Genomic DNA, 21854 nt, shown 5'->3' on the forward strand with positions numbered 1-21854 from the left:
GGAACACGGTGACCCTGCGGAACATGGAGCCGTCCGACTGGCCGTCAGTCCGGAGCGCTGGAATCTGGACGATCCAGGCCAGCGTGTTTCCCGAGAATGGACTCAGCCTCGACCTCCACCAGACCGCCGGTTTCGTTATCGTCGGACGCAGAAACCGCATTGCCCGCATGTCACATGGTCCCCTTAACGGCCAGTGGCGGGACACGATCTTGATCGAACGCCGCTCCCCCTCCATCTAGTCAGCGAAAAGCCGGCCGGTCCCGGAAAGTACGGACGGCTCATTCCCCAATGACTCCGCATACTCGCGCGCCAGCCATACTGCTGCCCGCGCCGACAGCCCTGCAATGATGAATCCGTGACTATCGCAAAAACAGTTCTGTTGTTCATCCTCGCCGCCGCGGCCGAAATTGGTGGGGCCTGGCTCGTTTGGCAGTCTGTCCGCGAGGGCAAGGACTGGTGGTGGGCGGGCCTGGGAGTGCTCGCCCTCGGAATCTACGGCTTCGCCGCGACCCTGCAGCCGGACGCCCACTTCGGCCGGATACTCGCCGCCTACGGAGGCGTGTTCGTGGCCGGATCACTGGCCTGGGGCATGATCTTCGATGGGTTCCGGCCTGACCGGTGGGATGTCACCGGCTCCGTGATCTGCCTGCTCGGGGTGGCCGTGATCATGTTCGCACCACGCACCGCTGTCTGAGAATCCGCATTGAGTACACATTTCGTGAATACATCCCTGGCTGTACTATCAGCTGATGGAAACCCTTGTACGTGCCCCGATTCTAGCCCGGTTCGGCTACGCGGTCTCTGACCCTACTCGGGCGCGGATTCTGCTTGCCTTGGCGGATGTGCCCGGATACCCGTCGGACCTGGCCGATTCACTGGGCGTCTCGCGGCAGAGCATGTCCAATCATCTGACATGCTTGCGGGGCTGCGGCCTGGTGGTGGCCGTCCCGGACGGCCGGCGGACCCGGTATGAGCTTGCTGATGCACGGCTGGGCCACGCGATCATGGATCTGTTGGGCGTAGTGCTGGCCGTGGACCCTGCCTGCTGCGCACCCGACGGGACGTGCCTGGTGTGACCACGGAAATTCAAAGTGGGCCGACGGCTGACCGCCGCATTGTCCTGAGCCGCCGCATCCGCCTGTTCGCGGCCGCGACGATCACCTACAACGTCGTTGAGGCCGTGGTCGCACTGTGGGCGGGCAACCTGGCCGGTTCCTCGGCCCTCGTCGGATTCGGGCTTGATTCGGTGATCGAGGTCGCTTCCGCGGTCGCCCTGTCCTGGCAGTTTTCCGCGCGGGACCCGGAACGGCGCGAGCACATCACCCTGCGGATCATCGCTATATCCTTCTTCGCCCTTGCACTGTTCGTCGCCGCGGACTCGGTCAGGGCCCTGTCCGGAGGTGACCAGGCACAGCATTCCACTCCCGGTATTCTGATCGCTGCCCTGTCCCTGGCCATCATGCCCGTCCTGTCCTGGCTCCAACGCCGAGCGGGCCGAGAACTCGGCTCCCGAACCGCGGTCGCAGATTCAAAACAGACCCTGCTTTGCACCTACCTGTCCGCCGTTCTCCTGGTGGGCCTGGTTCTCAACAGCGCACTGGGATGGTGGTGGGCAGACGCCGGTGCAGCACTGATCATCGCCGGGATCGCCACGTGCGAAGGCCTCAACGCCTGGAAAGGGGACGTCTGCTGCGCCGTCCCCGAGCCGGGCACCGGACCGGCCGATTTGGGCGACCCGGCATCCCGGAAGTCGGATATTGCGCAAAGCCATCCTCCCGGCTGCTGCGCCGTAGCCGAATCGGGCACCGGCAGCAAAGTGAGAATAGAACTCCTCCACATCGATGACTGCCCGAATGTGGCAAAAGCACTCGAGCAGGTGGAAGCCGCCCTGATCGCCTTGGGTCGCCAGGACGTCCGCGTCCATATGCGGCACATCAAGACTCCGGCAGATGCGGCCGGGACGAGCTTCGCCGGTTCTCCAACGATCACGGCAGACGGGGCTGACATCTTCTCCGCCGGGGCGCCGGCCAGCGATCCAGCCTGCAGGATCTGCATCACGCCAGACGGTCTTGCCGGCGTTCCGACCATCGATCAGGTGGTGGAAGCACTGACGAACCATGGCCTCTGACACTTACCATCAGTGTTCCTTCTTGCCGTGGCCAACTCATAAGGCTTCCCCCGTGATCGAGCCTGAGGAGATATCGTCGAAACTTTGGATCTCGACAGACTCGATCACCGGGGCTCAGGGAAGGTTGCGGCCCCGCGCCGCAATCCACAGCCCGTACCAGTCGGCCCGGGTCATGGCGTCCGCAACGCGGGCGGCGTCCGCGCAGGCCGCGATTCTCGGCGTATTTACGGTGCCGATCACGGGCGCAATTCCGGCCGGATGCTTCATCAGCCAGCCGAGAAGGACAGCCTCCACCGTGGTGCCGTACTGACCGGCAAGCTCCGCAACCATCGCGGCCGCGGCAGTCTCGGCCGCCGTCGGGTTTTCCGGAGCTGCCCCGGTGTACAGGCCCTGGGCCAGCGCACCGTAAGCCTGCACGGTGACGCCGTTGCTGCTGCAGTATTCCAGGGTCCCGTGCGGGAAGCTGTAATCCACCGACTCCGGATGGTTCACCAGCACCTGGCTCTCCAGCCAGGCCCGCTTCAGCAGGCTCATCTCCAACTGGTTGGCCACCACCGGCACCTCCAGCCGTTTTTGCAGCGCCTCGATCTGCGCGCCGGACATGTTGGACACCCCTAGCGCCCGTACCTTGCCGTCAGCCAAGAGTTGCCCGACGGCGGCTGCCACCTCCGCCAGGTCCGTCAGGGGATCCGGGCGGTGCAGCAAGAGGACATCCACGTAGTCCGTCTGCAGCCTTTTCAGGCTGCCGTCCACGCGCTCCAGGATGGCTTCCCGGCTGAGGTCATAGTGCGTGGCCAGCCCTCGTTCGCGGAGCCGGATGCCGCACTTCGTCTGCAGCCGGATCCGGTCACGCAGTCCAGGCGTTGCCGCCAGCACCTCGCCGAACACCGCCTCAGACTTGCCGCTGCGGTAGATGTCCGCGTGGTCGAACAGCGTAATGCCGGCGTCCAGCGCGGCCTCGACGGCGGCAGCGGCTTCGACCAGATGTTCCTCACCATGCGGTTCGTCGGTCCAGCTGCCGCCCAGGCCCATGCAACCGTAGATGAGTTCCTGCATCAGCGCAGCCAGGCGGTGCTGTTGGCGCCCAGCTTGCCGTCTTCCAGCGCAGAGCTGCTTACCAGCAGCGCTCCCGCCGGCAGTTCGACGGCGGTGTCCCCGAAGTTGGTAACGGACTGCCAGCCGCCGGGGCGGCGGAAATGCAGGACATCCGTGGAACCGGTCTCCACCCATTCCAGCTCCTCTCCGGCTTGGAGTTCCCGGCGCAGCTTCAGGGCCGTGCGGTACAGCTCCAGGGTGGAGTTTTCGGTCCCGTCCTGCGCCTCCACCGCGTACTTGCCGAACCAATCCGGCTGCGGCAGATGCGCGCCGCCCTGGCCGAAACCGAACGATGTCCCCTCGACCTTCCACGGCAGGGGCACGCGGCAGCCGTCACGGCCCACCTCAACGCCCCTGTTCCGGAAGAAGGCGGGGTCCTGGCGCTCGGCGTCCGGAATCTCCGCCACTTCCTGCAGGCCCAGTTCCTCGCCCTGGTACAGGTAGGCCGACCCGGGCACAGCGAGCATGAGCAGGGTTGCGGCGCGGGCACGGCGCTCGCCAAGGTCCACGTCGAGTTCGTCCTTGGGGCCACCGGCCAGCAGCCAGCCCTTGCCATCCTGGCCCTTGGCGTGCTTCTTGCCCTTGGATGCCTTGGGCAGGCCATAGCGCGTGGCATGCCGGACGACGTCGTGGTTGGAGAATACCCAGGTGGAGGACGCACCCGTCGCGGCAGCCTCAGCGAGGTTGCGGGTGATGATTTCGCGGAAATCCTCGGCATCGAAGTCGGCCTGGAGCAGGTCGAAGTTGAAGGCCTGGCCCAGGCCCTCAGGGCTGGCGTAGCGGGCGCGGCGCGTGGCATGCACCCATGCTTCCGCGACGGCGGTGCGTGGCGGGTTGTATTCGTTGAAGACCTCGCGCCATTCGAGGTAGATGTCGTGGACGTCGTCCCGGTCCCAGAAGGGGTGCGAACCGTCGTCGAACCCGTCCGTCCCCGAGTTGGCCTCGGTCAGCTCCAGCTTGGAGAGAAGCGGCTCGGTGAGGTCCTTGGTGAGGGCATGGGCAACGTCCACGCGGAATCCGTCCACGCCGCGGTCGGACCAGAAGCGCAGGGTCTTGAGGAAGTCATCGCGGACCTCGCGGCTGGCCCAGTTCAGGTCCGGCTGCTCCTTGGCGAAGATGTGCATGTACCACTGGCCGGGAGTTCCGTCGGGCTCGGTGATGCGTTCCCAGGCCGGTCCGCCAAAGACGGAGTCCCAGTCCGACGGCGGAAATTCGCCGTTCGGTCCTTTGCCGTCACGGAAGATGTAGCGCTCGCGCGCGGCGGAGCCCTTCGGCGAGGCGAGCGCCTCCTTGAACCAGTTGTGCCGGTTCGAGGAGTGGTTGGGGACGATGTCGGCGATCAGCTTAATGCCGGCGGCGTGCAGCGCTTTGGCCATCTCGTCGAAGTCCGCCAGCGTGCCCAGTTTGGGGTCCACGTCGCGGTAGTCGTCAACATCGTATCCACCATCGGCGAGGGCTGACGGGTAGAACGGGCTGAGCCATACGGCGTCGATGCCCAGTTCCCTCAGGTACGGGACCTTGGCCGTGATGCCCTTGATGTCACCCATGCCGTCCCCGTTTGAATCGGAGAAACTGCGGGGATAGATCTGGTAGACCGCGGCCTGGCGCCACCAGTTGGGATCGCTCATGCGGTCAGAGTCGGACAGGGTTGCCAGAGTGGCGATGGTGGGCAAAGGATGATCCTTTTCTCTTTGTTGGGTTGTTGTTGCTGGGTTGATTGATCTGGCTATTTAACGGCCCCGCGCATGACTCCGGACAGTACCCAACGTTGGGCCAGGATGTAAACCACCAGGGTGGGCGCCATGGCCATCAGGTAGGACGCGAACGCGAGGCTGTAGTCCGTGTTGAATTCGCCTTGGAACAGCATCTGGACCACGGGGAGGGTCTGCAGCGACGGGTCGGCGATCATCATCTGCGGCAGCAGGAAGTCGTTCCACGAGCCCAGGAAAGCGAAGATGCCCACCGTGGCGTTCATGGGGGCCAGCAGCGGGAAGATGATCTTGCGGAACACCTGCCATGTGGTGGCGCCGTCAATCCTGGCCGATTCCTCCAGCTCCACGGGTATGGAGCGGACGAAAGCGATGTACAACAGCGCGTTGAACGAGATTCCGCCGAGCACGTGCAGGAAGACGACGCCGGCCGGGTTGTCCAGGCCGAGCAATGCCGTCTGTTTGATCAGCGGCAGGATGATCACCGGGAACGGAATGAACATGGCGGAAAGAAGGTACACAAAGGAGCCGCGGAAGAACCGGTGGTTCCAGTTCCGGGCAATGGCATAAGCCACAAGCGAGCTGCAGGCCAGCGAGCCCAGGACGCTGAAGACGGTGACGAAAGCCGTGGACATAAACGCCCGGGGGAAGTTCGTGGCCACATATGCGGCTACGAAGTTCTCCCAGTTCAGCGGGTTCGGCCAGGCAAGCCCGGTCCCGGTGCCGATCTGGTCCGGCGACTTCAGCGCCATGGCCACAGTGAAGTACAGCGGCAGCAGGACGGTCAGCGAGGCCACCAGCATCAGGGCCGTAAGCCACCAGTTGACCTTGAAGCCTTCGCGGCTGTTCCTGCGGTATGTGGCTACGGGAAGAGTGGATGCGGTCATTACAGTGATACCCCCCGGCGCTGAATGAGGCGCAACTGGATGACGGAGATCAGCAAAGTGATCAGGAAGTAGATGACCGCGTTGGCCATCTGGTAGGAGTAGTCGCCGCCTGTGAAGCCGGAGAAGATGCGCATGGCCACTGACTGTGTCGCCATGCCGGGTCCGCCGCCGGTGAGGCCCACGATGATCTCGTACGTCCCCAGGAATCCTTTGAAGCCGAGGATCACATTGATCACCAGGTAGCCGACGATGAGGGGCAGCGTGAGGCTTCGGAACTGGCGGAAGCTGCCGGCTCCGTCCAGGTCCGCGGCTTCGTATACTTCCGCGGGAACGCTCTGCAGGCCCGCGAGGTAGATGATGGTGGCGCCGGGTGCAGCCTGCCACACAGTGACCAGCACAATGGCCAGCCAGGCGAGGTTTTCGTTGGCGAGGATGCTCGTGGCCAACGGTGTAACGCCGAACCGCTCGGCCAGTACCGGCAGGGTGTTCGAGAACAGGTAGTTGAACACGAAGGACACAACCAGCGCGGACAGCACCATGGGGATGAAGAACACCGTGCGGATTCCTGTGCGCCACTTGATCTTCGCGTTGAGGCCAAGAGCGATGGTTAGTGCCACAACGTTCACCACCACGGTGGCGGCCAGGGCAAAGACGAACGTAAAGATGTACGACTGCAGGACCGCCGGATCCTTGAAGATGTTGACGTAGTTGGACAGTCCGATGAACTTCCAGTCGCCGTAGCCTGCGTAGTTGGTGAGGCTGAAGAACACACCAACCAGCGCCGGGAGGGTGATGAAGAAGGCGAAGAGCGCGAGGACCGGCACCACCATCCAGTAGTAGGTGGGGTCGATCCGGCGATTGAAACGGACGCCGGGCGCGCGGGCGGGGCTGTTGTGCGGGGACGGGGTTGTCTCGGCCGCCAGGGCGGTTGCGGTCATGAGGGCTCCTGAGATCGGGGTGGGCATCAGACCGCTGTCCGCTCGGCGACGCGGCGCCATTCGTCGTCCACCGTGGTCAGGAACTGTTCACCGTTCTTGTTGAAGACGAAGGACTGGATGTAGTTGTTCATGGGGACGGACGGGGGAAAGTACGTTCCCGCGCCCTGGTAGTAGCGGCCTTCGCCCACGTGGGCGGCAACACCGCTGAGATGGGGATTGCTAACGGCTGGGGCGTCCAGCAGCGGAGAGAAGGCCGCGTTCTTCTCGTTGTACGTGTTGACCACAGACGGTTCCAGGAGGTAGACGAGGAACCTCTCCGCCGCGGCCCGTTTGCGCGTGTTCCGGGTGATGGAAAGTGCCATGTCCACGTTGACGCGAACCTTGGTCTGGTCCGGGTCGTTGGTGACCGGCAGCGGAAAAGTGCCGAGCTTGATGTCCTTGTTGGCCTGCACAAGCTGGGACAGCGCCCAGGGCCCCTGCAGGTACATGGCGGCCTGGCCCTTGCCGAATGCGGCATTTCCGTCGGAGTAGTTCTTGCTGGCCGCCCCGTTCTGCGAAAAGGAGGCAAGCTGCAGGATTTTCGGCAGCGAGGAGCGGTAATGATTGCTGAATGACTCGGGGGCGGACTGCGGGATGTTGGCACCCTTGGCCATCAGGTCCTTGAAGAACCTGCCGACGTCCAGCATTCCTCCGGTGACGTAGTCGAAGGCCCCCTGGCGGAGGGTCCAGGCGTCCTTGAACGTCCCGTAGATCGGTGTGATGCCCGCGGCCTTGAAGGTCTCACACGCGCCGATGAACGCGTCCCACGTGGTTGGAACAGCCACGCCGTGGGCGGCGAAGATATCGCGGTTGTAGATGACCCCGGCCGCGGCAATGGAAAACGGCAGGGCGCTGGTTTCGTGCCCGTTGTATTGTCCCCAGGAACTGATGAGGTCCTGGAACTTCGGATCAATGGTCTTGGCCACGGGAAGGCCGGACAGGTCGGCGAAGATCCCTTTCCGGACAAACTCGGCCGTTTCGGTGGCGAATCCCCGGGTGACGACGTCCGGCGGATCGTTGCGGACCAGGCCGGGGACGAAGTTACCCTCATTGAAGTCCTGGATGACCCGGATATCCGGGTTCAGTGCTTCGAAGTCCTTGATCACGTGGTTGAAGTAGTCCACCACCTCAGGCTTGTTCTGCATAAATCGCAGGGTGGTGACGCCAGCCTGCTGCCCTCCACCGGCGGCGCAGCCGGTGACGGGAAGCAAGGCTGCTGCGCCGGCCAGGCCGGCCGCCCGGAACAGCCAGCGCCTGCTGGGCAGCGCAGCGGCTACAGCGCCCTTCACAGGACGGGGGCCGACGTACGGCAGCCGCGGGGAGAGTGCGGTGGTGAGGGCGGGCAGTGCTTCGGGATGCGGTTCACGGTTGCTCCTTTGCAAAGGCTGAATGAAGGATTTTGGCGAAGGCCGGTGGTTTGACAGCGGTCAGACCCACCTGGCGAACGTTGTTTATTTTGAATCTAAATTTAGTTTCTCAAGTATTATGTGGTGCAGAACACAGGGGGTCAACACCATGTCCGAAATTTCCGTCGCAACGCCACAGTTGCTCAGGCGCGTGAGTGCCGGAGCCGTCCTGGATTTTATGCGCGCATCGGAGGCCGTAACAGTCACCGAAGTCATGGAATCCACCGGGCTGACACGGGCCACAGCCATATCAGTGTGCGAGGACCTCATGCACCGAGGCTGGATCCGTGAGCTGGAGAACCAGCGGGCCTTCGGCGGCTACCAGAAAGGCAGACCGGCACGACGGTTCGAGCTCAACGAACGCGCAGGCTACGTTTTGGGCATGGACATCGGTGTCTCCAAGGCCACCGTGGTGGTGTCCGACCTTCGCGGAAAGGCACTCGGCAGGTCCAGCCAGCCCTTCGCGGAAGCAGACATACCAGCCGAGGAACGAATCGACGTGATTGACCGCACCGCCATGATGGCTCTCCACAGCGTGGGGGCCTCCCCCGATTCCGTTCTGGCGGTCTGCGCCGGCATTGCGGCGCCGGTGGACCGCAACGGCGTAGTGCTCGTGACGCAGCACTTCTGGGGACTGTTCGACGTCGGCTTGAAGTCTGCACTACGGGACCGTCGGGGCTGGACGGTACTGCTGGAAAACGACGCCAACCTGGCCGCGCTGGGCGACCGCTGGCGGGGCGCCGCCGCCGGCGTGGACGACGTCGTGGTCATTCTCGCGAGTGAACGCCTCGGTTCGGGCGTGATCGACGGCGGACGGCTGCTGCACGGCCGCGGCGGCGGCGCCGGCGAGCTCGCCTTCCTCGACATGGTGGAGGGAGTGGGAGATACCTACGGTATCGCCGCACTGGCCAGGAGATGGGCTGCAGATGCGCTCGCGGGCAAGGCCAAGACGTCGCTCCGGGAATACGCCGCCAAAGGCGCCGAAGCAGAGCACGTCTTCGCAGCCGCGGCGGACGGCGATGCCGTGGCGCTCAAGATCCTTGAACGGCTGGCTGACAGGATGGCCAGGGTTATCGGGGCCATCGCCACCATGATAAACCCCGAACTCGTGGTCATTGGCGGGGCGGTAGCGAACTCCGCCGGGGTGCTGCTCAAGCCGATCGCCAGGCACCTTACGGAGTACACCGTCAACCCCCCGCGGGTGGCCGTCTCGCCGTTGGGGGATTCGGTCGTAACCGTGGGAGCCGTCCGGTGCGCCCTCGACTACGTGGAGAAGAACTCCCTGGACCTGGAGCTCGCGGTTCCGGCGTAACTTATTCCGGCATGATCATGGTCCGCAGGTCCAGCTGGCGCAACAAGGCCGCGGCCCCGAACGCGAAGATCGGCCACGCTTTCATTCCGGAGACTGCCGTCCAGGGGCTCGGCGTGCAGCCAACTGATCCATGTGCCTGCTTCCCCAACAGAGCGGCCTGTCCCGCCGCCCGGCGGGAGGCGCCGGCCGCCTATTTCAGCTTATCGGGGCCAGTAGCCTGAGCCGGTCCCTTCGGCTACGGCTGCGGCTCAAGCGCCGCCGCGATAGGCAGGGTGCCGTCGCGGAATTCGATGGTCTTCCCCGCCGTTTCGGGCAGGTCCAGCACGGCGGCTGCCACACTTGCCGTGTTGCTGCGGGAGGTTGCCCCGCTGCCTTCCCGGCCGGGGTCCACCTCGATAAGCCCCGTCCCCGGCTGGTCCGTCAGCGTCCCGGGGCCCAGGATGGTCCAGGCCAGTGTGGTGCCGCGCAGGTAGTCATCCGCTGCTGCTTTGGCGTCTGCGTAGGCAAAGAAGCTGTTCTCTGCCGGGACTCCATGGTCCGGTCCCGCGCCGAGGTAGGACACCATGATGTACCGCCCGACGCCGGCCTCCGCCGCCGCGTCCATGGACCGGATGGCTGCGTCACGGTCCACCGCATAAGTGCGGTCCGGACTTCCTCCCCCGGCCCCGGCGGACCAGACCACGGCGTCATGGTCCCTGAGTGCGTCGACGATTGCCGCCGTCGTCGAATTTTCAACATCCAGGACCGACGGCGTAGCTCCGGTTGCAGCGACGTCGGCCGCATGGTCCGGGTTGCGGATGATCGACGTGACGCTGTGACCTTCGGTTGTAAGAAGCGCGGACAGGTGGAGGGCCACTTTGCCGTGGCCGCCGATGATAACGATGCGGGTCATGCCCCCATTCTGCCCCTCGCGGCGGCGGGCCGGGCGCATTTGCCGGCGGTATGTGGGCAGCGGTCCCGGCCGCCGTCAGGAGAGCGTGCGGTAACGGAGGTAGACCACGCCGTTTCCAAAGGTGTGCTCTTCGAGGAGTTCCAGCCGCAGGCCCAGCCCGTCCGGCAGGAATCGCCGGCCTCCTCCCACTGCCACCGGATTAAGGAACAAGCGGCATTCCTCCACCAGTCCGGCCCGGAGCGCGGCGGCGGCCAGGGTGGGGCCGCCGATGCTGATGTTCCCGTCAGTGATGTTCTTCAGGTCCCGGACGGCCTCGGAAGCAAAAGTCCGCTCAATCCTGGTTTTGGCCGTGGATGCGGCGGTGAGGGTGGTGGAGTAGACAACCTTGTCTGCCCTCTGCCAGATCCGCGCATAGTCCCGGATATAGGCCGGTAGATCGGGAGTATCCATGGTTTCCCACACCGACATGACATTGTACATACGGCGGCCGTAGAGGTAGGTTCCTACGTCGCGTTCGAGATCGTTGACGAAGGTATGCACTTCCTCGTCCGGCTTACTCCAGCTGAAGTTGCCGTCCCGGTCCGCCATATAGCCGTCCAGGGACGCGATGCCTGAGTAGAAAAGTTGGCCCATACGGCCCATTGTGCCGACGCCGCCCGCCGTCGGATAGACACCGCCGGGAACGCGGTATCCGATCCTTGCGGAGAGGCCGGCTAGTGGATGCTTTAGCGCCGGGTAACCCAAGAAAGTAAGGTTGCTGAATGATTACTCCGGACAGCAGCCGCTCAGATGTGTTCCTCGGCGGCCGTTACCGCGTCCTGGAGCGGATAGGCTCCGGCGCGATGGCCACCGTGTATCGGGCCGCGGATGAATTCCTTGAGCGTGACGTGGCTGTCAAAATTATCAGGAAACCAGCCCGCAGCACCGGCGGCGCAGGCGCGGACGACGATGAGGTGAAGATCCTGGCCCGCATGCATCATCACGGCCTGGTCACCCTTTTGGACGCCGGTGTAGACCGCTCCGTCCCTGGCCGGCCCAGGGTCTACCTGGTGATGGAACTGATCGATGGACCGGATCTGAAGCAGCGGCTTGGCGGCGGCCCTCTTGGCGCGCGCCACACCGCACAAATAGGGCGTGACCTCGCGGACGCTTTGGCCTATATCCATCGCAATGATGTCATCCACCGGGACGTCAAACCAGGCAATATCATGATCTTTGACTACCATAATGACGCCGCGAGAATGCGGGCGAAATTGACCGATTTCGGAATCGCGCGCATTTCAGAAACACCCAAAGATGCCGACGGTGCGTTTTTGGGGACCGCGGCCTACCTCAGCCCGGAACAGGCACGCGCTGAACCCGTTACTCCGGCCAGCGATGTCTATTCCCTCGGCCTGGTCCTGCTGGAGTGCCTGACCGGAAAGGCAGCCTACCCCGGGGACCCACTGCAGAGCGCAGTCGCCCGGCTGTTTCAGGACCCTCCCATTCCTGCCGACATGGATCAGGACTGGAAGACACTGCTTGCCGCCATGACCGCGGCCGACCCGTTGGACCGACCCGCAGCCCGCGAAGTGTCCATGTCGCTCGCTGAGCGGGTCTCAGCGGGCCGGGGCAAACGCAAGGTGGACCCCTCCATCATTCCCGACGACGAAGCGGACCGCATGGCCGCGGTGCACCAATACCGGATCCTGGACACCCCGCCGGACGGCGCCTTCGACAGAATCACCGCACTGGCAGCCAGGCTTTTCAACGTCCCGATAGCAATCGTAAGTATCGTCGATCATGATCGCATCTGGTTCAAGTCCCACCACGGGACCACGGTCGCGCAAATCAACCGGGACCCGGGCCTCTGCGCGTCAGCCATCATGCAGGGCGAGGTCTGGGTCGTGGAGAACGCACCCGAAGATCCACGGACACTCTCCAATCCCCTTGTCGCCGGAGATTTCGGCCTCGGCTTCTACGCCGGCGCACCGCTGAGGACCCGCGAGGGCCACAACCTAGGAACCCTGTGCATACTCGACATCGCCCCCCGGACGATGACGCCGGCAGACACGGCCACCCTGCAGGACCTGGCAGCGTTGGTCATGAATGATCTGGAATTGCGGCTCGCAAGCCGAAAATCGGCTCAAACCGTGCTGTCGCCTTAACCCTGGGGTGTTGCGAACTATCAATAGTCGCCAAAAACCCCCGGAATCTCAAGGATTCCGGGGGTTTTTCTGTGTAGCGGTGGGGAGGCTCGATCTCCCGACCTCACGATTATGAGTCGTGCGCTCTAACCAACTGAGCTACACCGCCACGAATGAGAAAAACCTGCGCCAAGCCGGTCAAAAACCGCCTTGACACAGGCCCTCATCCAGAGCCCCCCACCGGAATCGATCCGGTGACCTCGTTCTTACCAAGAACGCGCTCTACCACTGAGCTAGGGGGGCAACGAGTAAATACTCTACCGGAAGATTTGGCCACCAACAAATCGGCTCCAGAACAGTGTCAAAGGGGCCAAAAATACCGGAAATACGGGCTTCCTGGGGCCTTCGGACGGACCATGCACCGGCCCGGGGACGGATCCCTAAGAGGATGTGACCAAGCGAACATAAGCGGCAAGGTTAAAGCAGAACGGGCCGGCAGACAGCCGGCCCGTTCTCAGTTCACTTTAGGAAGCAGTGGTTACCACTTGTTGCGGGGCTTGAAGCCGCCTTCGGTGCGCGGCTTGCGTGCCGCGTCCGTGCCCACGCTGCGCTCGTTGCGGTCGCTGAAGGAGCGGCCGCCACGGTCAGCGGAGCTACGCTCGCCGTCGGTCTTGCGGAATTCCTTCTTGAACCCGCCGTTGCCCTTGAAGTTGCCGCCACGGTCTCCGCCACGGTCGCCACCGCCGGAGTAGCCGCCGCGGTCGCCGCCGCCACGGTTGCCCTGGTAACCGCCGCGGTCGCCGCCACGGTTGCCCTGGTAACCGCCACGCTCGCCGTCGCCGGAGGGCTTGCGGCCGTTGTCCAGCTCGAGGTGGATCAGCTCGCCGCCGATCCGGGTGCGGGACAGCGCCTTCAGCTGGTCGGCGCTAAGGTCCGCCGGGAGCTCCACGAGGGAGTGGTCGGCGCGAATGTCGATGCCGCCGATGTTGGCCGAGGAGATGCCGCCTTCGTTGGCAATGGCGCCCACGATGGAGCCCGGCATAACGCGCTGGCGGCGTCCGACGGCGATCCGGTAGGTGGCATTGCCTTCGGTGAGCGTACGAGTCGGGCCACGTGAGCCGAAGCCGTCCTTGGAGCGCTCGCGCTTCTGGAAATCGGGAGCTGCAGCCAGTTCCTTGACGAGCAGAGGCTGACCGCCCTGGGCCATCACGGCCAGCGCAGCAGCGATCTCCGAGGCCGGCACGTTGTGCTCTTCCTCGTAGGAGGAGATGAGGTCGCGGAACGCGGCAACGTCCTCGGACTCGAGGGTCTCCGTGATGCGCTCGGCGAACTTGCCCAGGCGCAGCGTGTTGACGGTCTCGGCCGTGGGCAGGTGCATCTGCTCCACCGGCTGGCGGGTTGCCTTTTCAATGGAACGCAGCAGGTACTTCTCGCGCGGCGTCATGAACAGGATGGCGTCGCCGGAACGGCCTGCACGGCCGGTGCGGCCGATGCGGTGGACGTAGGACTCGGTGTCGTGCGGGATGTCGTAGTTGACCACGTGGCTGATGCGCTCAACGTCAAGGCCACGGGCGGCGACGTCGGTGGCCACGAGGATATCGATGCGGCCTTCCTTCAGCGCCTCGACAGTGCGTTCGCGCTGCTGCTGCGGGATGTCGCCGTTGATGGCGGCAGCCTGGAAGCCGCGGGCCTTCAGCTTGTCAGCCAGGTCCTCGGTAGCCATCTTGGTGCGCACGAAGGCGATAACGCCGTCGAACTCTTCAACCTCGAGGATGCGCGTCAGGGCGTCAAGCTTGTGCGGGCCCATAACCTGCAGGTACCGCTGGCGGGTGTTGGCGCCGGTGGTGGTCTTGGACTTGACCGAGATCTCGGCCGGGTTGTTCAGGTACTGCTTGGACATCCGGCGGATCTGGCTCGGCATGGTTGCCGAGAACAGTGCAACCTGGCGGTCCGACGGGGTCTGCTGGAAGATCTGTTCCACGTCTTCAGCGAAGCCCATGCGCAGCATTTCGTCAGCCTCGTCCAGCACCAGGTACTGGAGCTCGGACAGGTCCAGGGAGCCCTTGGAGATGTGGTCGATCACACGGCCCGGAGTACCGACAACAACCTGGGCACCGCGGCGCAGGCCGGCGAGCTGGGGGCCGTAAGCGGAGCCGCCGTAGACGGGGAGGACGGTGAAGTCATCGATGTGCTTGGCGTATGAGGTGAAGGCCTCGGCAACCTGAAGCGCGAGCTCACGGGTCGGAGCCAGGACCAGGGCCTGCGTCTTGCGTGACGGGCCGTTGAGGTCGTGGAGCTCAGCCAGGCGGGACAGCGCCGGTACTGCGAAAGCTGCAGTCTTACCGGTGCCGGTCTGGGCGAGGCCCACAACGTCGCGGCCTTCAAGCAGCAGCGGGATGGTTGCTGCCTGGATGGGGGAAGGCTTTTCGTAGCCGACATCCTGCAGGGCAGCGAGGACGCGGGCATCAATGCCAAGATCGGCGAACTTGACGCCCTCTTCTTCGGCTTCCTCAGCCTTGGCGGGTGCCTCTTCGGACCTAGCTTCCTCAGCCTTGGCTACGGGAGCTTCTTCAACCTTGGCGGGAGCGGCGGGAGCTTCGGTTTCAGTGACGGCGGGCTCTGCTGCGGGGGCAACGGCCTCGGTGAATTCGACGGCGACGGTTTCGACAGTTACTGCTTCAACGGTGGCGTCATTTTGATTTTCGGGCATAGGGAAATTTCCTCATCCATAGGGGGCCAGGCGGCACAACCCGAGGTGAGCGGAGCCGCAGTACGTGTGCCGTGGGTGCCGGGCATACATTGACCGGCCGGTCACTTAGAAGTCCGGCGCTTTCGCAATCCCGTGGCAGGACTTCCCGCTGCATCTCTTGGCTGCTATCTCAGCAGTCTGTACAGCGTTTTCTTTAGCCGGCTCTCCCTATGAAAATGCCCGCATCACAATAGCGGGCCCCAACACTTGCCAGTCCTGCCTCAAAAATTGGGCAGGAATAAGGGATTTCCGGAGTGGGGGATGTTTCAAGTGTAAGGTACAGATCCGCTTTGCGGCTAATTGAACGTACGACGGCGGCGGTGAGCTTGCGCACATGGCTCCCCTGCCAGCCACTCAGCTGGGCCGTTACCCCCGTGAACGCCGTATCAGGGCTTCGAATTTCTGGTTGAATTCGGGCTGCTGCAGGCGGATCTCGCGGTCGGCGTCGGCGTCCCGGAGGAGTTCCATGGACTCCAGGTCGGGCTCGCTGAACCATTTGCCCACCGTAATGCCGTGGTTGGGCACAAAGACGCGGTGGATGTGGTCCCCGGCCTGAATGCTGCCGGTGCGGATCACCCTGAGGTAGGCGCCCACGCGACCGGCCTCCGTGAAGCGTTTGACGAAGCGGGGTTCGTCAAGGCGCCGTTGGAACGTGGCGCAGGGCGTGCGCGGGGAGGTGACTTCCAGTTCCACGTCCAGTCCGATCTTCCAGCGCTCTCCGATGATGGCGCCGGTGGTTTCGATGCCGGCCACGCGAAGGTTTTCGCCGAAGATCCCGGGCGGGAGGTCCCGCTGGAGCTCGCTGGCCCAGTAACCTGCGTCCTCCTGGGAGTAGGCGTAGATGGCCTGGTCCTCCCCGCCGTGGTTGATCCGGTCCGCCTGGACATCGCCGTGCAGGCCGAGCCGATGGACACGGACCGGGCCCTCCACCGGGCGCTTGTCGATAGCCGTCACCCCCACGCTCCCCTCAGTGGCGAGGAGCTGGTGGACGCGGCAGATGGCCAGCACAGATGCGGTTTCCATGGCTCCAGTGTAGGTTCCCGGGCCCGCATTGGGACTGGGCGGCAGGGTGGGGACTTCTGCCCCGGTTTCCGCTCGCAGCCAGCCAGGGCAGCGGCTAGGCTGAACTCAGGATTGAGCTTCCGGCGCACAGCTGCGCCCACATTCAGCATGGACTACCAGGGGGTGACGTCATGGACCCGGAAAAGGGCCAAGGCAACGGTCCGGACAGAGACCAGCCCAAAGACCAGGGCGCCGGTCAAGGCAAGGATCACGGCGCGCCGAAGCCGCCGCCCTGGCAGGTTCCCAAGCCGGAACTGCGCCCTGAACTCCTGAACGAACCCATTCCCACGGTTGATCCCTTCGCCCGTGACCGCGAGCGCCAGACCCATGATGCGGCCGCCCACAAAAAGCGTTCCCAGCGGCGGACCGTAGTGGTGGGGTTGGGAGTCACGGCCCTCCTTGCCGGCACCATCACCGCTGTTGTGGCCAGCAACCAGGATGAGGCCGACTACGCCCAGGTCTGCTTCAACGACGAAACCGGCGAGCGCGTGGAAGATACGCAGTGCAACAGCTCCGCCGGCCGCAGTGGCGCACTCTACGCATGGTACTTCTACTCCCGCGGCGCCAGCGTTCCCGGGGTAGGCCAGAACCGGTCCTCGTACCCGAGCTACACCAGCACCATCCCCAGCGGCGCCAAGGCTTCCACCGGGTACAGCACCAAGGGCGGAACAGTCAGCAGGGGCGGGTTTGGCAGCAGCTCCAAAGGCGGAAGCACGGGGGGCTAGGCGTGAAGCGGTTGTTATCGGAGCCCAGGCCTGACTGGAAGCAGAAGATCGAAGAACAGGGCCTGGTCTTCTCCACCACCACCATGCCCGACGGTAAGAAGATCGAATACTGGAACGAGGCGGCCTACTACGAATTCACCATGGACGAAGTGGAGACGCTGGAGGTCACAGCCGAGGACATGCACAGGATGTGCCTGGAGGCGGCCAGGTTCCTGGCCACCGGCGCCCTGGGGAACATCGGCATCGGCCCGCAGGCGCTGGAGCTCGCGGCTGAGTCTTTGCAGGCCGCTGACATGGATGTCTACGGCCGCTTCGACTTTATCTATGACGGCCAGGGCGGACCGGCCAAGATGCTGGAGTACAACGCCGACACCCCCACGGGCCTGATCGAAGCCGCCGTGGCGCAATGGTTCTGGCTGCAGGACGTGTTCCCCGAAAAGGACCAGTGGAACGGCATCCACGAGGCCCTGATCCGGCAGTGGAAGAAGATGCAGTACCGCACCGGCATGAGCACGCTGCACATTGCCCATTCGGAGGCTGAGGAGTCCGGTGAGGACTGGATGACGGCCGGATACATGCGGGACGTGGCCAGCCAGGCGGGCTGGACCACCATCGGCATCAACATGTCCGATATCGGCTGGGATCCCAACCTGAACCGCTTTGTGGACCTGGACAACTTCATGATCAGCACCATGTTCAAGCTGTACCCGTGGGAGCTGATGATGAAGGAGCCGTTCGGGCACCGGCTGCTGCAGCGTGCGCACAATCCCCGCTGGGTGGAGCCTGCATGGAAGATGCTGCTCTCCAACAAGGCCTTGCTGGCCGCGCTGTGGCATCTGTATCCGGACCACCCCAACCTGTTGCCCGCCTACCTCAACGAACCCGGACCCCTGAGAGAATGGGTGGCCAAGCCGCTGCACGGGCGCGAAGGCGACAACATCAAGATCCACGCTCCGGGCATCAGCCTGGAGCAGCCCGGCGGGTACGGCCGTGAGGGCTGGTGCTACCAGCAGTTCCACGCGCTGCCCGACTTCGCCGGCAACCACCCCGTCCTTGGCCTCTGGGTGGTGGACGGCGAGTCCGTGGGCTGCGGGATCCGCGAATCGGAGGGCCCCATCACCGACTACTTCTGCCGTTTTGTGCCCAACACCATCGACGCCCCGGCGCCGCTTTCAGCGCAGGCCCTGTCCAGCACATCCAGCAAATCAAACAAGGCAGGAATCGCCCTATGAGCCCCCTAACCTTCCCGAGCCCGGTGACCGTATGAGTGCGAAGACGACGACGGCGGCCGGCGCTTCCGGCGGACCCTCCGGCGGTGCCGTCCCCGCCAAGGGCCTCCGGGCGGGGATCCTGGACCTCGGCGACTCGGTCATGCTGGGCCTTGCGTCCACGGCGCCCGTGTATTCGCTGGCCGCCACACTGGGCCTGATCGTGGCCGTCAACGGAAACTACACTCCCCTGATCCTGGTTCTCGGGTTCATCCCTGTCCTGTTCATCGCCTACGCGTTCCGGGAGCTGAACAGCGCCATGCCGGACTGCGGCACCACGTTCACCTGGTCCCGCCGGGCGTTCGGTCCCTGGGCGGGTTGGCTGGGCGGCTGGGGTGTTGCCCTGGCCGGCATCGTGGTCCTGGCCAACCTGGCGCAGGTGGCAGGCCAGTACGTGTGGCTGCTGATCGGCGACGGCTCACTGGCCGAAAACAAGGTGGTGGTCACGGCCACCGGTGTGCTGTTCATCGTGTTTATGACCCTGGTGAACTACCGGGGCATCCGGCTGGGTGAGCACGTCCAGCGGGTCCTGACGTACGTGCAGTACGTCTCGCTGGGCATCTTCGCACTGGCCATCATTGTGCGGATCGTGGGTGGGGTGCCTGGCGAAGCCACCACCAGCCAGGCCTTCGATTTCGAGTGGTTCAACCCGGCCGGCGCCTTCGCGGACCCGTTCGCCGTAGTGCACGGTACCCTCCTTGCCCTGTTCATCTATTGGGGCTGGGATACCTGCCTGGCCGTGAACGAGGAAACCGAAAACCCGACCACCACGCCGGGGCGCGGCGCCGTCATTTCAGCTTTTGTCCTGGTGGCCATCTACGTCTCGATAGCCCTCCTTGTGATGATGTACGCCACAGTGGGTACCGAGGGCATTGGCCTGGGCAACGAAGCGAACCAGGCCGACGTCTTCCTGGCCATGAAGGACGTGGTCCTGGGTCCGTGGGGCTGGCTGATTGTGGTGGCAGTGCTGGCCTCGGTCCTGTCCTCCACGCAGACCACCATCCTGCCAACGGCCCGCGGTACCCTGTCGATGGGTGTGCACGGCGCGCTGCCGCCGAAGTTCGGCGAAGTCCACACCCGCAACCAGACCCCCGGATTCTCCACCCAGATCATGGGCGCAGCAGCCGTGGTGTATTACGTGGCCATGAGCTTTCTCAGCGAAAACCTGCTCTCCGATTCCATCAGCGCCATCAGCCTGTTCATCGCGTTCTACTATGCACTCACCGGCTTCGCGTGCTTCTGGTATTTCCGCGGCACGTTCCGGGAATCAGCCCGCAACCTCTGGTTCCGGGGCATCCTTCCGCTGCTCGGTGCACTGATCCTCACCGCGGCGTTTTTCATTTCCGCCGTCCAGATGTGGGATCCGGCCTACGGTGACACCCGGATCTTCGGCGTCGGCGGGGCCTTTGTCAGCGGCGTGGTGCTCCTGGCCTTGGGAGTGGTCCTTGCCGTTGTCTGCCGGTTCCTGCCGTCAACGCGGGAGTATTTCACCGGGAAGCCGACGGCCGCGGCTGCCACACCCACGTCGGCCTAAGATACTCACATGAGCGACGCTGATGTCACTGCCGAAGTACCTGCCGCACCGGACCCGTCGGACATTCTGGCCCTTGACGCGCTGCTGAGCGCGGACGAGCGTGCACTCAGGCAGCGGATCCGCGACTTCACCGACCAGCGGATCAAACCAAACATCGCCCGCTGGTATGACGACGCCGTCTTTCCGCTGGAGCTGGCTCCCGAGCTCGGCGAGCTGGGCGTCCTGGGGATGCACCTGGAAGGGTATGGCTGCCCGGGCCGTTCCGCCGTCGAATACGGCCTGGCCGCGATGGAACTCGAGGCGGGCGATTCCGGGATCCGGACCTTCGTCTCGGTGCAGGGGTCCCTGGCCATGACAGCCATCCACAAATGGGGTTCGGAGGACCAGAAGCAGGAGTGGCTCCCCCGGATGGCTGCCGGCGAAGTGATCGGCTGCTTCGCACTGACCGAACCCACGGCGGGCTCCGACCCGTCCTCGATGACCACTTTTGCCCGCCGGGACGGTACCGGGGACAACGCCGGCTGGGTCCTGGACGGCGCCAAGCGCTGGATCGGGCTGGCGTCCGTGGCCGGGGTGATGGTGGTGTGGGCCAAAACCGACGACGGCGTCCGCGGCTTCCTGGTGCCGGCCGGCACGCCGGGCGTAACCACCACCCCCATCGCGCAGAAACTCTCCATGCGCGCTTCCATCCAGTGCGATGTGGCGTTCGACGGCGTCCGGCTGGGACCGGAGGCCATGCTGCCGGGCGCACTGGGCCTTCGCGGACCGTTCACGTGCCTGAACGAGGCACGCTACGGGATCGTCTGGGGTGCCATGGGCGCCGCGCGTGATTCCTACGAGGCTGCCCTGACGTATTCCCAGGACCGGCTGCAGTTCGGCAAGCCGCTGGCCGGGTACCAGCTGACGCAGGAGAAGCTGGTGAACATGCTGCTGGAGATCCAGAAGGGCACCATGCTGGCCTACTACCTGGGGCGCCTCAAAGACGAAAGAAGACTGCGGCCCGAGCAGATCTCGCTGGGCAAGCTGAACAATGTGCGCGAGGCCATCAAGATCGCCCGGGAAGCCCGCTCCATCCTCGGCGGCAACGGCATCACGCTGGACTATTCGCCGCTGCGGCATGCTGCCAACCTGGAGTCAGTCCGCACGTACGAAGGCACCGACGAGGTCCACATGCTCGTCCTTGGTCAATACATCACGGGCCTCGGCGCGTTCCGGTAACCCCGCCCGCCCCGCGTGGCTAGTCGGGCAGGATGACCAGCTCAAGGTAGCCACGCAGGCACTTTGCCATATCGACGCTGTCGGGCGACAGCAGCCACTGCGTCTGGATGCCGTCCCACAGGGCAATCAAGGAGGCCGCGGCGACTTCCGGTTCCACACCGGGGCACAGCCGCCCTTCATCTGCGAGCTGCGTGAACCGACGGGCGTAGCTCCCCCGCAGCCGGTCAAATCGTTCGGTGAAAAATTCGCGCCCCGGATGGCCGTCCGTCACGGATTCCGCGCACAGCACGGTGTACAGCTCAATGACGCCTGGGATTTCTTCGTTGAAGCGCGTCTGGCGGATCACGGCGTCAACGAGCCCTTCCCCGGGATCGGGCGGCGTTATGCCATCGCCGGTATTCGAGTCGCGCCAGTTGAGCACGGCAAGCAGCAGATCGCTTTTCGACGGGAAGTAATGCAGGAGGCTCGTCTGGCTCATTCCGAGGTGGTCTGCAACATCCTGCAAGGAGCCCCCGCGGTACCCGTGGGCCGCAAAGACGGCGTGCGCGGCAACAAGTATGGCTTGCCGGCGTTCCGCCGACTTCGCATATGGTCCCCGCCGGGACGGCCGCCCCGCCTCGTTTGTGGTCATGGCATGCCAGTGTACAGGCGGAAGTAACCGATCGAATCAAAACTCGAGTGGTCACTCGAATTTTGTGTTAGCCTGTCTCGTATCGACTCCCCATGTGCCGGCCATCACAGTCCCCGGCACGCGCTTCCGGCGCGG

Annotated in this window: 18 protein-coding genes, 2 tRNA genes and 3 pseudogenes; 10 read left to right on the forward strand and 13 right to left on the reverse strand. The window is 64.4% G+C overall.

Features of this window, described 5'->3' with window-relative positions; translation table 11 throughout:
• Positions 1–44: 44 nt before the first annotated feature.
• The 4 genes and pseudogenes from FYJ92_RS14230 to FYJ92_RS14245 all read left to right on the forward strand — a co-directional run.
• Positions 45–239: pseudogene (locus FYJ92_RS14230) on the forward strand (N-acetyltransferase family protein); the annotation flags it as partial.
• A 116-nt stretch (positions 240–355) separates the two neighbouring features.
• A complete protein-coding gene (locus FYJ92_RS14235) occupies positions 356–694 on the forward strand; it encodes a YnfA family protein (RefSeq protein ID WP_185261272.1) in 339 nt (112 codons plus the stop codon).
• 55 nt (positions 695–749) lie between these two features.
• Positions 750–1076, forward strand: a complete 327-nt coding sequence (locus FYJ92_RS14240; RefSeq protein ID WP_185261273.1) for a helix-turn-helix transcriptional regulator — start codon at positions 750–752, stop codon at positions 1074–1076.
• Positions 1073–1717 (forward strand): annotated as a pseudogene (locus FYJ92_RS14245) (cation diffusion facilitator family transporter); the annotation flags it as partial. The gene FYJ92_RS14240 and the pseudogene FYJ92_RS14245, both read left to right, overlap by 4 nt.
• Before the next feature lie 525 nt (positions 1718–2242).
• On the opposite strand, the gene FYJ92_RS14250 reads toward FYJ92_RS14245, so the two are convergent.
• Genes FYJ92_RS14250 through FYJ92_RS14270 form a run of 5 tightly spaced genes read right to left on the reverse strand, consistent with a single transcriptional unit; the run spans position 2243 to position 8178 of the window.
• Positions 2243–3184: an aldo/keto reductase family oxidoreductase gene (locus FYJ92_RS14250; protein WP_185261274.1), complete on the reverse strand. Its 942-nt coding sequence runs from the start codon at positions 3182–3184 to the stop codon at positions 2243–2245.
• Positions 3184–4896 carry a glycoside hydrolase family 13 protein gene (locus FYJ92_RS14255; RefSeq protein WP_185261275.1) on the reverse strand — a complete coding sequence of 571 codons (1713 nt, stop codon included), beginning with the start codon at positions 4894–4896 and terminating at the stop codon, positions 3184–3186. The genes FYJ92_RS14250 and FYJ92_RS14255 overlap by 1 nt, the downstream gene beginning before the upstream one ends.
• 53 nt (positions 4897–4949) lie before the next feature.
• On the reverse strand, positions 4950–5819 hold the full coding sequence (locus FYJ92_RS14260; RefSeq protein ID WP_185261276.1) for a carbohydrate ABC transporter permease: 870 nt from the start codon (positions 5817–5819) through the stop codon (positions 4950–4952).
• Positions 5819–6757, reverse strand: a complete 939-nt coding sequence (locus FYJ92_RS14265) for a carbohydrate ABC transporter permease (RefSeq protein WP_185261277.1) — start codon at positions 6755–6757, stop codon at positions 5819–5821. The genes FYJ92_RS14260 and FYJ92_RS14265 overlap by 1 nt, the downstream gene beginning before the upstream one ends.
• A 26-nt stretch (positions 6758–6783) precedes the next feature.
• On the reverse strand, positions 6784–8178 hold the full coding sequence (locus tag FYJ92_RS14270) for an ABC transporter substrate-binding protein (RefSeq protein WP_255482116.1): 1395 nt from the start codon (positions 8176–8178) through the stop codon (positions 6784–6786).
• 133 nt (positions 8179–8311) lie between these two features.
• Here FYJ92_RS14270 and FYJ92_RS14275 point away from each other — a divergent pair, with 133 nt between their 5' ends.
• Positions 8312–9514 (forward strand): ROK family transcriptional regulator, encoded by a 1203-nt coding sequence (locus tag FYJ92_RS14275; RefSeq protein ID WP_185261278.1) that lies wholly within the window; start codon positions 8312–8314, stop codon positions 9512–9514.
• Positions 9515–9749: 235 nt separating this feature from the next.
• Here the strand turns inward: FYJ92_RS14275 and FYJ92_RS14280 are convergent, their stop codons facing one another.
• Together FYJ92_RS14280 and FYJ92_RS14285 are read right to left on the reverse strand one after the other, a co-directional pair.
• Positions 9750–10406 carry an SDR family oxidoreductase gene (locus FYJ92_RS14280; protein WP_185261279.1) on the reverse strand — a complete coding sequence of 219 codons (657 nt, stop codon included), beginning with the start codon at positions 10404–10406 and terminating at the stop codon, positions 9750–9752.
• Positions 10407–10481: 75 nt separating this feature from the next.
• Positions 10482–11039 (reverse strand): dihydrofolate reductase family protein, encoded by a 558-nt coding sequence (locus FYJ92_RS14285; protein WP_185261280.1) that lies wholly within the window; start codon positions 11037–11039, stop codon positions 10482–10484.
• A 128-nt stretch (positions 11040–11167) separates the two neighbouring features.
• Here FYJ92_RS14285 and FYJ92_RS14290 point away from each other — a divergent pair, with 128 nt between their 5' ends.
• Complete coding sequence (locus tag FYJ92_RS14290; protein WP_185261281.1) at positions 11168–12553, forward strand: protein kinase; 1386 nt, start codon at positions 11168–11170, stop codon at positions 12551–12553.
• Positions 12554–12627: 74 nt separating this feature from the next.
• On the opposite strand, the gene FYJ92_RS14295 is transcribed toward FYJ92_RS14290, so the two are convergent.
• The 4 genes from FYJ92_RS14295 to FYJ92_RS14310 all read right to left on the reverse strand — a co-directional run bounded on the left by FYJ92_RS14295 (position 12628) and on the right by FYJ92_RS14310 (position 16304).
• Positions 12628–12701, reverse strand: a tRNA-Met gene (locus FYJ92_RS14295).
• Between the two features lie 62 nt (positions 12702–12763).
• Positions 12764–12835, reverse strand: a tRNA-Thr gene (locus tag FYJ92_RS14300).
• 235 nt (positions 12836–13070) lie between these two features.
• Entirely contained in the window at positions 13071–15242 is a 2172-nt protein-coding gene (locus FYJ92_RS14305) for a DEAD/DEAH box helicase (RefSeq protein WP_185261282.1), read from the reverse strand.
• A gap of 405 nt (positions 15243–15647) precedes the next feature.
• The gene (locus FYJ92_RS14310; RefSeq protein WP_185261283.1) at positions 15648–16304 is read right to left on the reverse strand and encodes an MOSC domain-containing protein; all 657 of its coding nucleotides are present in this window, start codon (positions 16302–16304) and stop codon (positions 15648–15650) included.
• Between the two features lie 170 nt (positions 16305–16474).
• Here FYJ92_RS14310 and FYJ92_RS14315 point away from each other — a divergent pair, with 170 nt between their 5' ends.
• The 4 genes from FYJ92_RS14315 to FYJ92_RS14330 are packed head-to-tail and all read left to right on the forward strand — an operon-like array spanning position 16475 to position 21088.
• The gene (locus FYJ92_RS14315) at positions 16475–17068 is read left to right on the forward strand and encodes a Tat pathway signal protein (protein ID WP_185261284.1); all 594 of its coding nucleotides are present in this window, start codon (positions 16475–16477) and stop codon (positions 17066–17068) included.
• Positions 17069–17070: 2 nt separating this feature from the next.
• Positions 17071–18300 (forward strand): glutathionylspermidine synthase family protein, encoded by a 1230-nt coding sequence (locus tag FYJ92_RS14320; RefSeq protein ID WP_185261285.1) that lies wholly within the window; start codon positions 17071–17073, stop codon positions 18298–18300.
• A gap of 31 nt (positions 18301–18331) precedes the next feature.
• The gene (locus FYJ92_RS14325; RefSeq protein ID WP_185261286.1) at positions 18332–19870 is read left to right on the forward strand and encodes an APC family permease; all 1539 of its coding nucleotides are present in this window, start codon (positions 18332–18334) and stop codon (positions 19868–19870) included.
• Positions 19871–19879: 9 nt separating this feature from the next.
• Positions 19880–21088: an acyl-CoA dehydrogenase family protein gene (locus FYJ92_RS14330; protein WP_185261287.1), complete on the forward strand. Its 1209-nt coding sequence runs from the start codon at positions 19880–19882 to the stop codon at positions 21086–21088.
• Between the two features lie 19 nt (positions 21089–21107).
• Here the strand turns inward: FYJ92_RS14330 and FYJ92_RS14335 are convergent, their stop codons facing one another.
• Positions 21108–21566: a TetR/AcrR family transcriptional regulator gene (locus FYJ92_RS14335; protein WP_255482422.1), complete on the reverse strand. Its 459-nt coding sequence runs from the start codon at positions 21564–21566 to the stop codon at positions 21108–21110.
• Positions 21567–21719: pseudogene (locus FYJ92_RS19140) on the reverse strand (TetR family transcriptional regulator); the annotation flags it as partial. It lies immediately after the preceding gene.
• Positions 21720–21854 lie beyond the last annotated feature (135 nt).

It is taken from the genome of Pseudarthrobacter sp. NBSH8 (assembly GCF_014217545.1).
Classification (GTDB): Bacteria; Actinomycetota; Actinomycetes; order Actinomycetales; family Micrococcaceae; genus Arthrobacter.

Excerpts from the sequence above, each read along its gene's own strand:
- FYJ92_RS14240 (WP_185261273.1), top strand. The coding sequence starts at position 750 with ATGGAAACCCTTGTACGTGCCCCGATTCTAGCCCGGTTCGGCTACGCG.
- FYJ92_RS14250 (WP_185261274.1), bottom strand. The coding sequence starts at position 3,184 with ATGCAGGAACTCATCTACGGTTGCATGGGCCTGGGCGGCAGCTGGACC.
- FYJ92_RS14260 (WP_185261276.1), bottom strand. The coding sequence starts at position 5,819 with ATGACCGCATCCACTCTTCCCGTAGCCACATACCGCAGGAACAGCCGC.
- FYJ92_RS14265 (WP_185261277.1), bottom strand. The coding sequence starts at position 6,757 with ATGACCGCAACCGCCCTGGCGGCCGAGACAACCCCGTCCCCGCACAAC.
- FYJ92_RS14275 (WP_185261278.1), top strand. The coding sequence starts at position 8,312 with ATGTCCGAAATTTCCGTCGCAACGCCACAGTTGCTCAGGCGCGTGAGT.
- FYJ92_RS14280 (WP_185261279.1), bottom strand. The coding sequence starts at position 10,406 with ATGACCCGCATCGTTATCATCGGCGGCCACGGCAAAGTGGCCCTCCAC.
- FYJ92_RS14285 (WP_185261280.1), bottom strand. The coding sequence starts at position 11,039 with ATGGGCCAACTTTTCTACTCAGGCATCGCGTCCCTGGACGGCTATATG.
- FYJ92_RS14290 (WP_185261281.1), top strand. The coding sequence starts at position 11,168 with ATGATTACTCCGGACAGCAGCCGCTCAGATGTGTTCCTCGGCGGCCGT.
- FYJ92_RS14305 (WP_185261282.1), bottom strand. The coding sequence starts at position 15,242 with ATGCCCGAAAATCAAAATGACGCCACCGTTGAAGCAGTAACTGTCGAA.
- FYJ92_RS14310 (WP_185261283.1), bottom strand. The coding sequence starts at position 16,304 with ATGGAAACCGCATCTGTGCTGGCCATCTGCCGCGTCCACCAGCTCCTC.
- FYJ92_RS14315 (WP_185261284.1), top strand. The coding sequence starts at position 16,475 with ATGGACCCGGAAAAGGGCCAAGGCAACGGTCCGGACAGAGACCAGCCC.
- FYJ92_RS14325 (WP_185261286.1), top strand. The coding sequence starts at position 18,332 with ATGAGTGCGAAGACGACGACGGCGGCCGGCGCTTCCGGCGGACCCTCC.
- FYJ92_RS14330 (WP_185261287.1), top strand. The coding sequence starts at position 19,880 with ATGAGCGACGCTGATGTCACTGCCGAAGTACCTGCCGCACCGGACCCG.
- FYJ92_RS14335 (WP_255482422.1), bottom strand. The coding sequence starts at position 21,566 with ATGAGCCAGACGAGCCTCCTGCATTACTTCCCGTCGAAAAGCGATCTG.